Below are 14,468 nucleotides of genomic sequence, written 5' to 3'. Positions count from 1 at the left end.
TTTTTTAGGCATACATGGGTATAATTTGCCTATGATTGCTCAACACATTAATGAATTTTCTAAAAATGCTTATCGCTATGATGATTACACCGATATTCAAAAAGAGGTTGCGCAATATCTGCTTGCATCTGTGACAACCAATCCTCAAACCATTTTAGATTTGGGGTGTGGAAGTGGTGCTATTTACAAACAGATTCCTTGGAAGTTTACTTCGTTTACAGGTGTCGATAGTGCAGTAAAGATGTGTGAAAGGCATCCTAAGGATTTGAATGTAACAATTCTTTGTGATGATTTTGAAGCAGAGGATTTAGCTTCAAAGTTACAGCCTTCTTATGATCTTCTTATTTCATCTTCTGCTTTGCAGTGGGCACATGATATTCAAGCTCTCATTGAAAAAATGGCTTTTACATGTAAAGAGGGAGCGTTTGCCGTTTTTACCGATAAAACATTTCAAACCATTTATGAGATGAGCCATCTTCCCAGATTTTTACCCGAAGCAAAACAGCTACGTGCAGTCTTCGAAAAGCATTTTACATGTAAAAGTGAAATCAAATCCTACCGGCTCTTTTTTGATGATAACCTCTCTTTGTTTCGTTATATTAAAAAAAGCGGTGTCAGTGGCGGAAAGAAATATTTAAGTGTTGCTCAAACGAAAGAATTGATTCGCAATTATCCACATGACTATCTTGAATTTGAAGTTCTCTTTATATGGGGAACACCCGCAAAAGCTTAATTATTTAAATTAGTTATTATAATTATAATAGTAAAAAATATTTTACAATTTAATAAACGTATTAATTATTAATTTATTTAATTATTAATATAATTTATTTTAAACAAAATCCCCTAAAAATAGAGTAATGGTTAAATAAACTTAAACAAAATAGACTATTTATTTAGTCTATTTTTTGTAAAAAGTGAAAAAAAAATTAACTAAATGTTCAAAAAAATTGACTTTTTGCTCTTTCTTCTAAAAAAAGTTATCATTTTTTTTCATTCTTTATATTCCGATAAATAGGGCATTCGCAGCAAATTGCCTATTTCAGGGAAGTAGCTCCTATCTTAAATGTAAGTTTCTTCTAAGATTTAACCTTTACAATGGAGTTACAAAGATATGCTTTTAGGCTTTATCTCACAAGGTAAAGCTTAAAAGGCAGAAAGATAACAAGGAGACGCGATGAAAGTAGAGATCTCACGAAGGAGATTTCTTCAAGGTAGTGTGGCAATGTCTATTGCAGGAGGAGTAAGTCTTAGCTCTTCTTCTATGATGGCGAGCGCTGCATCACCAGCCAAAAAAGTTGGCAATGAAGATAAAAAAATAGCAACATTATGCGAGATGTGTGTTAATAAATGTGCCGCAATTGCGCATGTGAGAAATGGTGTCATATCAAAACTTGATCCAAATCCATTATTCCCAAAATCACGTAACATGCTTTGTCCTAGAGGTAATTCAGGCATTCAAGCCGTATACGACCCAGATCGTCTTAAATACCCTTTGATTCGTGATGGTGAAAAAGGGAGTGGTAAGTTTAAGCGTGTCAGTTGGGACGAAGCTTATGCTTACATCAATGAAAAACTCACCAAAATTTTAGATGAAGAGAAAGACAATCGCTCAACCGTAGCCTTTTGTGCGGGTGAGGGTATGGCAGAACATACGTTTAGAAGTTTCTATACGATGTTTGGTTCATCTCATTTCCTTAACCATGCAAGTCTCTGTCTTGCGACAACCGTTTCTGGTTATTCACTCACGATTGGCGGATATGGTCAAGCAGACCTTGAGAATGCCAAATATGTCATTATGGCAGGAGCAAATCGTGCTGAAGCGATTGTAACGCCTGACACCATGGACTTTTTCAAACGAACCAAAGGACGTGGTGCTAAGCTAGTCGTTGTTGATCCTCGTTTTACCAATACCGCTGCAAAAAGCGATAAATGGTTGGCAGTCAATGTTGGTACTGACTTAGCGTTTGTTTTGGCACTCACTTATGTTGCAATCAAAGAAGAGATTTATAATAAAGCGTTTGTTGAAAACTACTTTAATGGTTTTGAAGAGTATAAAAATCATATCTTAAGTAACAACTATACGCCAGAATGGGCTGAGAAGATTACTGGTATTAAAGCGAAAGATATTTACGAAGTAGCACGCGAATTTATGGCAAATGCTCCTCAAGCGATTTACTATCAAGGAAGACGCACTACTTGGTCTAAAAATGATTTCCAACTTCGTCGTGCTCAAGCAATTTTTTCAGCCCTTGGTGGTGGTGTGGATGTGAAAGGTGGTATCTGTTTTGGTAAGAGTATTCCTATTGCCGCACACGATGTTGTAGCGCCTTTATACGCACAAGCAAAACCAAGAATAGAACAAAAAGAAGCTGCGGTTATCGGAGGGTCAGGTTCATGGGTCGCTTTTAGAAATATGGTTTTAGAAAATCGAAGTCCATATCCTATTCGAGCACTCTTTAACTACAAACACAACCCAATGCAAAACATGCCGAACAATGCTAAAACAAAAGAGTTCCTCAAAAAATTAGATTTGGTGGTTACGATTGATACGATGCCAAGCGATACGGTAATGCTCAGCGATGTTATCTTGCCAGAGTGTACTTACTTAGAGCGAACAGACCCTGTTGTCTCTTTTGGCGGTATTGAGCCCTCTATTGCCCAACGCAATAAAGTCATTGACCCAATGTTTGAGACAAAACCAGTAATGGAAATTATGCGAGGATTAAGCGCAAAACTTTCAAAACCACTGTTTGAAATTACCAAAAAATACGATGAAGATGTCAAATCAGCGCTTGAAGATGATGATGAGGCAACGGTTTACAAAGATTTTGATATGACAACGCCTTTTGCCTCTTCACAAGAAGAGCTCAATGAGCATGCCGTAGCAAAATACGAAGGTGCTGCTGAAATATTGAAAGAAAAAGGCGTTTTCTATCCTAATATGAATGAGTATTTCAAAAAAACAGGTGTGAACGATTATGAGTACTATCCAGAAAGTAAACGTGCTTATTCGGTAAAAAACAATAAATACGGTACCCCATCTGGCAAAATTGAGTGTGTGGTTGCTTCATTAGAGAAAAAAGGTATTGATGGTATGCCAACGTGGAAAAGCGAATATGAAATGGCAATTCCCGCCGGTAAATTTAGATTTGTAACAGGTCGCCATGCCCAATTTACACAATCTGGGTCCTCTAATAACCGAATGTTACTCAACCTTGTTCCTGAAAATTATGCTTGGATTAACAAGCGTACAGCAGAAAAAATGGGTATCAAATTTGGCGATAAAATTGAAGTATCGAGTCGTGCAGGTAAAACGACCATAAAAGCGTATCCAACAGAGAAAATTGGACCTGATACACTCTTTTTTATCCATGGATTTGGCAATTACTCTGAAGCATTAACTCGTGCATACCATAATGGTGGTAATGATGCCGCTATTATTGAAGATAGCATTGAGCCAATGCATGGAGCCTCTTGTCTTCATGACACAATTGTAGAAATTAGAAAGGTTTGATTATGGCACGTTATGGAATGGCATTAAACTACAATAACTGTATAAATTGTAGAGCATGTGAAAGCGCATGTAAAGAAGAAAATGGCGTTTTACTTTTACCCGATCATTATCGTATTTGGGTAGGAGTCAAAGAAGCGGAAGGACAATTCCCGAATATTTCGATTGCGTCACAAACGTATCATCCAAGTCAATGTCAGCATTGTGAAAATGCGCCATGTCAGCAAGTATGTCCAACCAATGCAACACACTATAGTCCAGAAGGTGTTGTGCTTGTTGATCCAACGAAATGTATTTTGTGTACCTATTGTATCAATGCGTGTCCTTATGATGCACGTTATGTCGATGAGAGAACCAACACGGTGGATAAATGTACGTTTTGTTCCGATACCAGACTTGCCAATGGTGAAACCACCACAGCGTGTCAAGCAACGTGTCCAACAAAAGTAAGAGTATTTGGTGATTTAGATGACCCAAATAGTGAAATTTCGCAACTACTTGCCAACAAAGAGTATCGTCAAGTTAAGAGTCACTTGGGTACTAAACCAAAACTATTTTATATTTTGTAGGAGTTTACAATGCAAACACTTTCTTTGAAAAAACTCTTTTATTTTGAAAAAACGCCACTCAATGTTGTGATGGCATTTGTTACCGTTGCACTTCTTGCCGCTTTTGCAGCAGGAGCTGTTGTGTATATTCTTCATGGACACCACGCGTATAACGTTACGCGCCAACATCCATGGGGGCTTTTGATTGCAATGTACGTCTTTTTTGTTGTATCCAGTACGGGTCTTTGTATTATCTCTTCGATTGGACATGTTTTTGGCATAGAAGAGTTTCAGCAAATTGGTAAACGTGCTATTGCTGGGGCTATTATTACGATTAGTTCAGGTTTTGCGGTCATTGGCTTAGAAATTGGCCACCCTATGACAATGGTCATTTACAATGTCTTAACACCGGGTTTAACATCAGCGATTTGGTGGATGGGAACATTATATGGTTTGTACTTAACATTTATCTGTTTAGAATTTTTCTTTCTAGCGATTAAAGTCAATCATACTTTCTCTAAAATCTTTGGTATTTGCGGTCTTTTGGTCGGTCTTGCTGCCCACTCTAATCTTGGTGCGGTTTTTGGGTTTTTGATTTCACGCCCATCTGCAAATGGCGTGTTTTATCCTGTTTACTTCATTCTTTCTGCAATGATTACAGGATGTTATTTGGTCTTCTTAATGTATGGTTTCAGATATAAAATGAACTTCCCTGAAAAAGTCAGCGTGATGTTGGTCAAACTTGCAAAAATTTTAGGCATGCTTTTAGCGGTGCTAATCTTTTTTGAAGCGTGGAAAATCATCACAGCACTTTATGGCAATATGCCTGAGCGTGCTGAGACTATTTTACATGCAACTAAAAGCCCAACATTCTGGTTTGGAGAGTTGTTCCTTGGTATGTTGATTCCTTTTACGGTTATTCTTTTGAGTAATGCAAAAGCGATTAAAGCAACCGTCTATGCTTCAATCACAGGTATGATTGGTATCTTCTTTATGCGATACGATTTAGTTCATGATACTTTGATCTACCCAATGGCAACTCTAAAACGTTCTGAGTATCAATTGCCTCCAACGTTTATCGAATATTTTCCTTCTGCGACTGAGTTTGCAATTGGTTTTGGTGGTATCGGTTTGGCATTGTTTATGTACTATCTTGCGGATAAAGTGTTTAATCTTGACGAAACCGAAGGCGCTCATCACGCATAAGCGAATTGGCTATCGCATCCCAACCATGTACTTTACATGTAAAGTTGAAAAAGCATAGAAGAAGCTCTCTTCTATGCTTTTATTATTTTGAATAAAGAAGTAAAAATGATAAAATTCACGAGAACAATAGAGCTACTGTGTATTGGAACTCTCTTTGTGATGACTCCAGCGTATGCGAGTGTTGATAAAGGGCTAGAACTTTACAAGCAAACAATGCGTAAAGTATGTGGATTTAGCGGTAATGTTATGGCAAAAAAACATGCTCAACATGAATGGAAAATGGTGTACGAAGCAGGGAAACTTCAAGAAGAACTTTTACGCCAATGTCCCAATGCAAAGCCATTAAAAACAGATGCATTGAAAGATATGTATGAATTTTTATATTATTACGCGAGTGATAGTGGCAATACAGCAGTATGTTATTAATTTAAATTTGGAAAAAATATGTTTAAAGACTTTGCAAAAATAGAGACGTTCTTAACTGTAGTCCGTGAGAAAAGCTTCTCAAAAGCCTCTCGCAAATTAGGTATTAGCCAGCCAGCCGTAACACAACAAATGAAGCAACTTGAAGAGTATTTAAACATCCAAATTGTTGATCGTAAAAAAAATGGGATTAATTTAACCAAAGCCGGTGAGGAGCTATTCCAAGTTTTTCTAAATCTTGAAAAACAGATGTTGCTCACTGAAAAAGAGATTTTACGCTTAGTTAATAAAGAGATGCTTTTTATCCTAGGGGCGTCCCCTGTTATTGGTAATTGTATTTTGCCTGAATTTTTAAATGACATCCAAGAAGTGATTTCAAACAGTGTTATGGTCAAAGTGAATAACTCCCTCGAAATTACAGAATTATTGTTGAATCGAAAAGTTGATTTGGCGTTAATTGAGTCACCTGTCTTTCATAATGACATCTTTTATCGAGAATGGATGGATGATGAGCTTGTAGTTGTTAGCCGCTCTGCTTTACCAAAAGTTCTGAAAAAAGAAGAACTATTTGATCTGCATTGGATATGCCGCGAAGAAGAGTCGAACACGCGTAAAATTATTTATGAAACGTTCGCAAAAATAGAGGTAGATTGTAAAAATTTTACCATTAAAAATATTGCCAACAGTGCAATGACCATTAAGCAAACATTACTAAAAGCAGATACAAATGGTGCTCCCACCGTTTCGATTCTCTCCAAATACATGGTTGAGGACGAAGTGGAACAAGGAACATTGCATGTTGCTAAAATAAAAGGTATTCAATTGGTACGAAAATTTTATATTTGTTATCTTAAAGATCGTATTCAAGATGCTCTGATTGAAAGTACTTTGGATTATTTAACGCATAAACAAGATATAAAACCCGCTTTCTAACATTTTAAGAAGTGCGACTGTACTTCTTTCTCCTTTTTTAAATCGACTCTCCCCATCAGCTTACATTTCAAAAAAGTAAAATTTATTTATATTTTGTAACGAAAAACTATCTTGTTTACCATTACAATAAATAAAAGTAAATTTTTTGATAATTATATTATATAATTGTCAAAAAAAGGAGTTAAAAATGAAAAAAGTTATATTAAGTTTACCAATTGCGATGTCGTTTCTTATCGGTGCAGATACTGCGCAAGTAGAAAATTGTATTGAGACTTTTCAGCGAGAATTGTCCGAAATACTCTATGCTAAACCTGCAGATAAAAATCTTACACTTGAAGATTTAACAAAAAAAATGAATTCTGCTTTGGACAAAGAGTGCGATATTAATGTTTCAAAAATTGATATTAACAAGACTGCAAATGATGTTCAAATACCAAATAATTCAAATGATGAACATGTTATCGTTTTAGATACAACTGAAGATAACGGTGATTGTATAGAAAATTTCCAAAAAGAGATAAGAGATATTTTAAATGAGGATAGTTCATCTGGGAAAGAAAAGAAAGTTAAAGTGATTATTAAAGGAGATGGTAATAATTGTACAAAAGAACAAACTCGCTAAGCATTCTATCTTGGAGATACCCCTTGGGTGTATCTCCTCTTCAACAATTTTATAGCACTTATTTTGGTTAATTATTTTTAAATTTTAATATATAAATCTCAATAATGTAACAAATTTTTAACTATTTTATTAAAAAATGGCCTTATTTTTACTCTTTATAGAATTAATTATAAAAATATTTTATTTTTTTTATAAGCGTTAGTTAGGTACTTGCAATAAAAATTTAATTAATAAAACTTATAAATAAAATTATGATTAATAATAATATAAAGAAACTGCCTTTACAATGTACTCCAGAAATCATTATTTCTATGAATTTCAAGATTATAAATTAAACAGAAAATGGAGCAACATGATGAAAGTTGAAATCTCACGAAGGAGATTTCTTCAGGGTAGTATAGCGTTAAGCGTATTGGGTGGAACAACTCTAAGCTCAACGGCTATGTTGGCAAAATCGAAAGAAGATGCTAAAGATTTACTCATGAAGAAAGTCCCTACCGTCTGTGAAATGTGTGTGAATAAATGCGCTGCGATTGCAACAGTAAAAAATGGCATTGTCACGAAACTTGATCCGAATCCTTATTTTCCAAAATCAAGGAATATGTTATGCGCACGTGGTGATGCAGGCATTCATGCGTTGTATGACCCTGACCGTCTTAAATATCCTTTGATTCGCGTGGGTGAACGAGGTGATGGAAAATACAGAAGAGCAACATGGGATGAAGCCTATACTTTTATTGAGAAGAAATTGGTACAAATCTTAGACGAAGAGAAAGATAATCGTTCTTGTATTGGCTATTGCGCTGGTGAAGGGATGGCGGAGCACACCTTTAAAGCATTTATGTCAGACAAATTTGGTTCAGCCAATTTCATTAACCATTCCTCTATTTGTTTGCAAACAGCAGTCTCTGGCTTTACATTAACGATTGGCGGCTATGGTCAAGCAGATTTGGAAAATGCCAAATATGTCATTATGGCAGGGGCAAACCGTGCAGAAGCTATCTTAACCCCCGATACTATGGATTTGTTTAAACGCACGCGTGGGCGTGGGACAAAATTGGTTGTAGTCGATCCTCGCTTTACCAATACGGCAATGCATGCAGATACGTATGTGCCAATCAAACCAGGAACGGATTTAGCATTTGTTCTAGCACTCACGTATGTTGCGATTATCGATCAAGTTTACAATCGCAGTTATGTCGCTAAAAATTTCGTTGATTTTGATAAATACAAACAGCATATTATCGACAATGATTATACGCCTGAATGGGCTGAAAAAATCACTGGAGTTCCTGCCAGTACGATTTGTAAAATCGCGCATGAATTTATGGCGAATGCTCCTCAATCTATTTATTATCAAGGCAGACGCACTACCTGGTCAAAAAATGATTTTCAACTACGTCGAGCGATGGCCTTATTTACAGCCTTAGGTGGAGGTATTGATGTCAAGGGTGGCATTATATTTGGAAAATCCATTCCTCTTGGAGACCATAGTATCAATGCGCCGATGTATGCTAATGCAAAATCGAGAATTGATAAAAATGTTGCCGCCATTGTTGGAGCAACGGGTTCATGGGTCGGATGGCGTAATCTTGTCGCAGAAGGTAAATCATCGTATCCGATTCGTGGCATGTTTGTTTATAAGCAAAATCCAATGCTCTCGGTTCCAAACACAAAAAAAACACGTCAAATGTTTGAAAAAATGGATTTGGTGGTTGTGATAGACACGATGCCCAGTGATACGGCAATGATGGCAGATGTGATTTTGCCTGAGTGTACCTATCTTGAGCGAGAAGACCCTGTAAGAGCATTTCCTGGCACAGAACCCGCTTTGGTGCTGCGCCAAAAAGTGATTGACCCGATGTATGAGACAAAGCCTGTACAAGAAATTATGCGAGGTTTGAGTACAAAACTTACAAAGCCATTGTGGGAAATTACCAAAAAATACGATGAAGATGTACAGGAAGGATTGGAAGAGAGTAAAGAAGAGGATTTTATTGAAGAAAATGGTTTTGATTTGACAGAGCCTTTTGCTGAGTCGCAAGAAGAGATTAACAAACATATGGTCGTCAGTAAACATGGTGAAGAAGCGTGGAATATTTTACGAGAAAGGGGTGTTTATTATCCCAATATGTTGCAATACTTCAAAAAAATTGATAACAATACCTATGAATGCTACCCTCAAGATAAAAAATTTTATTCTGTTCTCAAATTGGAAGAAGACTTTAATCCCGAAACATTCTTGCACGATACCTGCGTCAATCCAATCGATGTTGCAGGATTGCAACGTTCCTTTAATACACCCAATAAAAAAGTGGAGTGTTACTTAGGAAGTATGACGGCAAAAGGTGTTGATGCAATGCCTACATGGAAAGAGAGTGATTACGTTCCTGTCCCTGCTGGTAAGTTTAAATTTGTGACAGGTCGTCATGCACAATTTACACAAAATGCAACACAAAACAACATTATGTTGCTTGAACTGATGCGTGAAAATTATTTGTGGATTAACGATAAAGAAGCGCTCAAACTTGGTATAGAGTTCGGTGATACGGTTGAAGTCCAAAGTAGCGTTGGAAAAATTCATATTAAAGCGTATCCCACTCCTAAGATTATTGCAGAAGCGGTTTTTTATATCCATGGTTTTGGCGCCAAATCCGAAGGACTTAGCTTTGCCCATGATAATGGTGCAAGCGATAATGAAATTATCGAAGATACAATAGAACCCGTTCATGGTTGCGCCAATATGCATGAAACTATTGTTTCTATCAGAAAGGTATAACAATGAACTATGCAATGGCTCTTAATTATCAAAATTGTATTAACTGTAAAGCATGTGAAGTAGCATGCAAAGAAGAAAATGGCGTTCAATTGGGTGCTGATAAACAGCGTATTTGGATAGGTGTTGTGGAAGGAACGATTTTTGGAAAACCTTTTGCCAATCTCTATCCTTCACAATGCAATCACTGTATTGATGCTCCTTGTGTCAATGTTTGCCCTACCAATGCAAGCCACTTCGCCAAAGGAGGCATTGTCAAGGTAGATGCCTATAAATGCATTTTATGCAAAGGGTGCATGGAAGCCTGTCCGTACGATGCAAGGTTTGTTGATGATACGATGGTTGCTGTTGATAAATGTACTTTTTGTGATCATCGCATTGAAGAGTATGGCACAACCGCTTGTCAGGCTACATGCCCAACGAAAGTGAGGGTATTTGGTGATTTGGATGATGAAGAGAGTGATATTGTCAAACTACTCAAACGAAAACGATTTTTCTTTCAAAAAGAGAGTGCTGGCACACTTCCAAAACTTTTTTATATCTTACCCGATGATGAAGCATATGCCAAGCAGAGTGTTTCTCCTGATACGATGATTCACACATGGAATGATATAAAACCTCTTTATGAGAGTGCAAAGAATAGAAGGAGTCAAGAATGGAGAAAATAAATTTTGCAGGTCTTGAAATTAACAAGATACATTTTAGTGAACTTTTTTTCAATAAAACAATGCTTTTGGCCTATTTTTTACTAGCATTTGCTGTATTTGGAATTTATGATATTTTTGATGTCCGGTATTTTAGTGCCGCAGCCAATGCGCATGCATCAGGTCTCAATCCGACAAGCCCCGCATTAAAAGAAGCAATGCATTTAGCTGTTTTTGGAGATGTGGGAGAGGTTAATCGCCGTAGTCCATGGACACTGTTTATTGTGAATTACATGTATATGATTTATACGGGGAGTGGTGTCATTTTTTTAGTTGCCTTGGCTGAATTGATGAATTTTAATTTGGTGGCTAAAGCAGCAGCAGGATTTATGGTTATAGGTATTTCTATGGTTTTTGCAGGATTGTTTACAATTGCAACAGATTTGAATATGCTCAATATGTTATGGATGTTTATAACGCCTAACATAGGTGCTGGAATGTGGCTTATGCTCCCTTTGTATTGTACGTATATCCCTTTTGTTTTATTTGAAATTTATTTAGTCTTAACAAACAAACGTACCCTTGCCAAACGTTTGGCATTGCCTATTTTGGTTCTAAGTATCGGTGTTGATTTAATAGAGTATTTTATTCAAGCAAAGCTTTTTTCAATGAATACGGCGCGCCATTTATGGACCGAATTTCCCTTTTTAACCTTTTACTTTATTCTCTCAGCATTCGTCTCTTCTTTAGGGATTATGGGAATATTGAGTTATTTAGTGCATCGTGATAAACCAGAATACAAAGCTATGATGGAGTTATTGCGTAAGGCTATGTTATTTTTCGTATCGATTTTAGGGGTGTATGAAATTTTTGGGTATATGACAGTCGATAGAGATTGGGCGTTTTTGATTCTATTTGGGCCGTTTCGTTATGTTTATTTTATGGGTTATATCTTTCTCACCTTAGCACTGCCATTTTTATTAATTCTCAAACCAGGAAAGTCAGTCTTGACGCTTTTTGCTTCTGTGAGTGTGGTTATAGGCGGTTTTGTAGGACGGTATTTATTTGTTTATGGTGGTAATGCAAATCCTATGTCAAATCGTTTTGGATTAGGGTATGAAAAATACGATTTCTATGCGCTCTCCAAATCATTTAATTATATTGCTCCACATTATGGAGAAATTTGCATCGTTATTGGCTCTTTGGGTGTGGCCATTGCTATCTATAAACTTTTTGATGCTCTTTTTTCTATTAATATACTAAGAGAACATCACTAGGAGTGTAGTGCTACCAAAGGGATATAAAAAATTTATCCTTTTAAAAAAAATTTAAACATTTAAAGCTTTTTAAGTAATAAAGTAAGATAATTATTATGTTTTATTTATATATTTATCAGGAAATAATGCTTACTTTGGTGTCACGGGAGTGACTAACGACGTTTAGGAACTCAACTCATTTGTAAATATTGAGTCTATAACGTAAATTCTAAAGAGGAGATAAGATGAAACTAAGAGTCATTAGTGCTAGCATCGTTGTTGCAGCATTGTTATTCAGTGGATGCGCTACTAATCAACCTGAAGTCAATACAATACCCACTACAAAGGTATTGACAGCACCAACACCTCATGTGAAGGAATTGATTGAGAAATATAAACTTGAAATAGTTGATTATGCTTATACAAAACAAGCCATAGGCAATGGCACACGTAGTGGAGCAAAAGCCCTTTTAATTGATGCAAGACCAAATCCAAAATACCTTGCCGGGACAATTCCAAGCAGTTTGAATATTCCCGATACACAAATTGATAAATATATTGGACAATTGGATAAAGTGGCGAAAGATAAAGAAATTATTGTTTTTTGTGGCGGTTGGGAGTGTGAAAAAAGCCCAATTGTTGCAGGCTATTTAAAAGACCATGGTTTTACTAATGTTAAGTTGTATCAAGCGGGTGAACCAGAGTGGAAAGAGAAAAATTATTTAGAAGTAGGACTTCCTGTTGCTCAAGCTGCATTTAAAAACGAAAGTGCCCTTTTAATAGATGCAAGACCACTTGGCAAATACCTAGCCGGTTCAATTCCAGGAGCTTTACATATTCATGATGCTGATGCAGATAAATTCATTGGGCGCTTACCGATAGATAAAGCCACATCTATTATTACGTTTTGTGAAGGATACGATTGTGCAAAATCGCATAACTTAGCACATAAGCTTCAGGAGCTAGGTTATACTAAAGTGAGTGTTTTTGCTGCAGGTTATCCTGGTTGGAAAGAAGCAGGTCTTCAAACAACAGCGGGTGGTATGAAAAAAGTAGAAACGGCTACCGCCCCTAAAAAAGATATGTTTGTAGAAGGCATTAAACTCGGTGCAGACGAAGGTACAGTGGATGGTGAGTGGTACAAAGCATTAATTACGAGCGATAAAATTCCAGCTAATGTTGCGGTCATTGATGTAAGAACACCAGCAGAATTTGCGAATGGGCACATTAAAGGTGCAATTAATATTGAAGCGGGCAAATTAAGTGCTAAAGAGTTAGCAGCCAAATTACCTAAAGGCAAGGTAGTTATATTTAATTGTTCTGCAGGTGGTCGATCTATGGAGGCTTTCTTGAAGCTTCAAAATGCAAAAATAGATGTGAGTAAAATTTTCTATTTTGATGCTAATATTAAATGTGATAAAAACAGTAAATGTGAGATTAAAGTCAATGAGCCTTTAGGCTAAAATCTTTACATGTAAAAATACAAAAGGGGATAGGGAGTATAATTCTCTATCCCCTTTTTTTATGCTTTTTAGAACCTATTCGTCACGAGAACCAAAAATTCCAAGAATTTGAAGCAAGGAAATAAAGAGATTTAGAAAGTCTAAATAAAGGGCAATAGCACCTTCAACAGGTGTTTCATATGCCCCTCTAATGATATTTTGAGTATCGTACAAGATAAATGCACTAAATAAAATTGAACTAATTCCTGCAATAGCTAACTGAACAATCGGACTATGAAAAAAGATATTGATCAAACTTGCAACGACAATAACAATCAATGTAATAAATAGCATTTTGCCCATTGCCGAAAAATCTCTTTTTGTATTCATCGCAAATACTGAAAGTCCACCAAAAGCAACCGTTGTCAAAATAAATGCATTTGCAACGATACTTGCTCCACCTGCCATACCTAATGTGTGTGCAAGAAGAGGAACAAGGGTTAATCCACTGATAAACGTAAAGCCAAAAAGTAAAATCATATTGATACCGGGTTTGCGTTTAGCTGCATAAAGCCCAAATAAAAACACAAATTCTAAAATCACTAATCCCCAATACCAAGAAGCAACCGTTTTAGGCATCCCTAATCCAACATAAGATCCTGCACTTGCTGCAAGAAGTGAAGCTGCAAATAATTGGTATGTTTGTTTTATGAAAACGCCAATTGAGCTATCACTCGCTTTCGTTTGTTCATAAGTACCTTCATGTGAATGTTGTTGTATATAGTTTCTGTCATACAGTCCCATGTAAAATCTCCTTTAAAATATGTCATAAGAATGTTAAAATAAAAAAGCATTTTATCAAATTCAAGAATAAGAATGCAATTTTTAATTTCCCTATTATATGGAAAGAGAGTAAACGAAAACTAAATAAATTTAAGAAGTTCTCAAAAACTTTGAGTGCCTTGAATATCTTTAATGTTATTTTAAGGAAGGTGAGTATATAATTTCGTCCTCGTTTGAGAGAACGGGGTTAGAAAGAAGCGCCCAAAGTAGGGCATTTGCTTCAAGTTCATTACCATTTTAACAATGTCAAATTCAATCTTT

At 36.2% G+C, this 14,468-nt stretch carries 12 protein-coding genes; 11 read left to right on the top strand and 1 reads right to left on the bottom strand.

Features of this window, described 5'->3' with window-relative positions:
• The first annotated feature begins 31 nt into the window (after window positions 1–31).
• The 11 genes from AC5SLP_RS08880 (at window position 32) to AC5SLP_RS08830 (ending at window position 13,385) form a co-directional block, all read left to right on the top strand.
• Entirely contained in the window at window positions 32–733 is a 702-nt protein-coding gene (locus tag AC5SLP_RS08880; RefSeq protein ID WP_495254963.1) for a methyltransferase, read from the top strand.
• Window positions 734–1,177: 444 nt separating this feature from the next.
• Window positions 1,178–3,517, top strand: a complete 2,340-nt coding sequence (locus AC5SLP_RS08875) for a molybdopterin-dependent oxidoreductase (protein WP_495254812.1) — start codon at window positions 1,178–1,180, stop codon at window positions 3,515–3,517.
• A gap of 2 nt (window positions 3,518–3,519) precedes the next feature.
• Window positions 3,520–4,083: a 4Fe-4S dicluster domain-containing protein gene (locus AC5SLP_RS08870; protein ID WP_495254811.1), complete on the top strand. Its 564-nt coding sequence runs from the start codon at window positions 3,520–3,522 to the stop codon at window positions 4,081–4,083.
• A 9-nt stretch (window positions 4,084–4,092) separates the two neighbouring features.
• A complete protein-coding gene (gene nrfD, locus AC5SLP_RS08865) occupies window positions 4,093–5,268 on the top strand; it encodes an NrfD/PsrC family molybdoenzyme membrane anchor subunit (RefSeq protein ID WP_495254810.1) in 1,176 nt (391 codons plus the stop codon).
• Window positions 5,269–5,373: 105 nt separating this feature from the next.
• Window positions 5,374–5,694 carry a cytochrome C gene (locus tag AC5SLP_RS08860; protein WP_495254809.1) on the top strand — a complete coding sequence of 107 codons (321 nt, stop codon included), beginning with the start codon at window positions 5,374–5,376 and terminating at the stop codon, window positions 5,692–5,694.
• A gap of 18 nt (window positions 5,695–5,712) precedes the next feature.
• On the top strand, window positions 5,713–6,624 hold the full coding sequence (locus AC5SLP_RS08855) for a LysR substrate-binding domain-containing protein (protein ID WP_495254808.1): 912 nt from the start codon (window positions 5,713–5,715) through the stop codon (window positions 6,622–6,624).
• A 187-nt stretch (window positions 6,625–6,811) separates the two neighbouring features.
• Window positions 6,812–7,246, top strand: coding sequence for a hypothetical protein (locus AC5SLP_RS08850; RefSeq protein WP_495254807.1), 435 nt, complete (start codon window positions 6,812–6,814; stop codon window positions 7,244–7,246).
• 352 nt (window positions 7,247–7,598) lie between these two features.
• Window positions 7,599–10,025 carry a molybdopterin-containing oxidoreductase family protein gene (locus AC5SLP_RS08845; RefSeq protein ID WP_495254806.1) on the top strand — a complete coding sequence of 809 codons (2,427 nt, stop codon included), beginning with the start codon at window positions 7,599–7,601 and terminating at the stop codon, window positions 10,023–10,025.
• A 2-nt stretch (window positions 10,026–10,027) separates the two neighbouring features.
• Window positions 10,028–10,690 (top strand): 4Fe-4S dicluster domain-containing protein, encoded by a 663-nt coding sequence (locus tag AC5SLP_RS08840; RefSeq protein WP_495254805.1) that lies wholly within the window; start codon window positions 10,028–10,030, stop codon window positions 10,688–10,690.
• A complete protein-coding gene (gene nrfD / locus AC5SLP_RS08835; protein WP_495254804.1) occupies window positions 10,678–11,943 on the top strand; it encodes an NrfD/PsrC family molybdoenzyme membrane anchor subunit in 1,266 nt (421 codons plus the stop codon). Before AC5SLP_RS08840 ends, nrfD (AC5SLP_RS08835) begins: the two co-directional genes overlap by 13 nt.
• A 224-nt stretch (window positions 11,944–12,167) precedes the next feature.
• The gene (locus AC5SLP_RS08830; RefSeq protein WP_495254803.1) at window positions 12,168–13,385 is read left to right on the top strand and encodes a rhodanese-like domain-containing protein; all 1,218 of its coding nucleotides are present in this window, start codon (window positions 12,168–12,170) and stop codon (window positions 13,383–13,385) included.
• Window positions 13,386–13,460: 75 nt separating this feature from the next.
• On the opposite strand, the gene AC5SLP_RS08825 is transcribed toward AC5SLP_RS08830, so the two are convergent.
• Complete coding sequence (locus AC5SLP_RS08825) at window positions 13,461–14,168, bottom strand: Bax inhibitor-1/YccA family protein (RefSeq protein WP_495254802.1); 708 nt, start codon at window positions 14,166–14,168, stop codon at window positions 13,461–13,463.
• Between the last annotated feature and the right edge of the window lie 300 nt (window positions 14,169–14,468).

This window comes from Sulfurospirillum sp. E15m (assembly GCF_059415145.1).
Note: the sequence above shows the minus strand (reverse complement) of the source record. Positions and strands in the feature narration are given on the sequence as shown.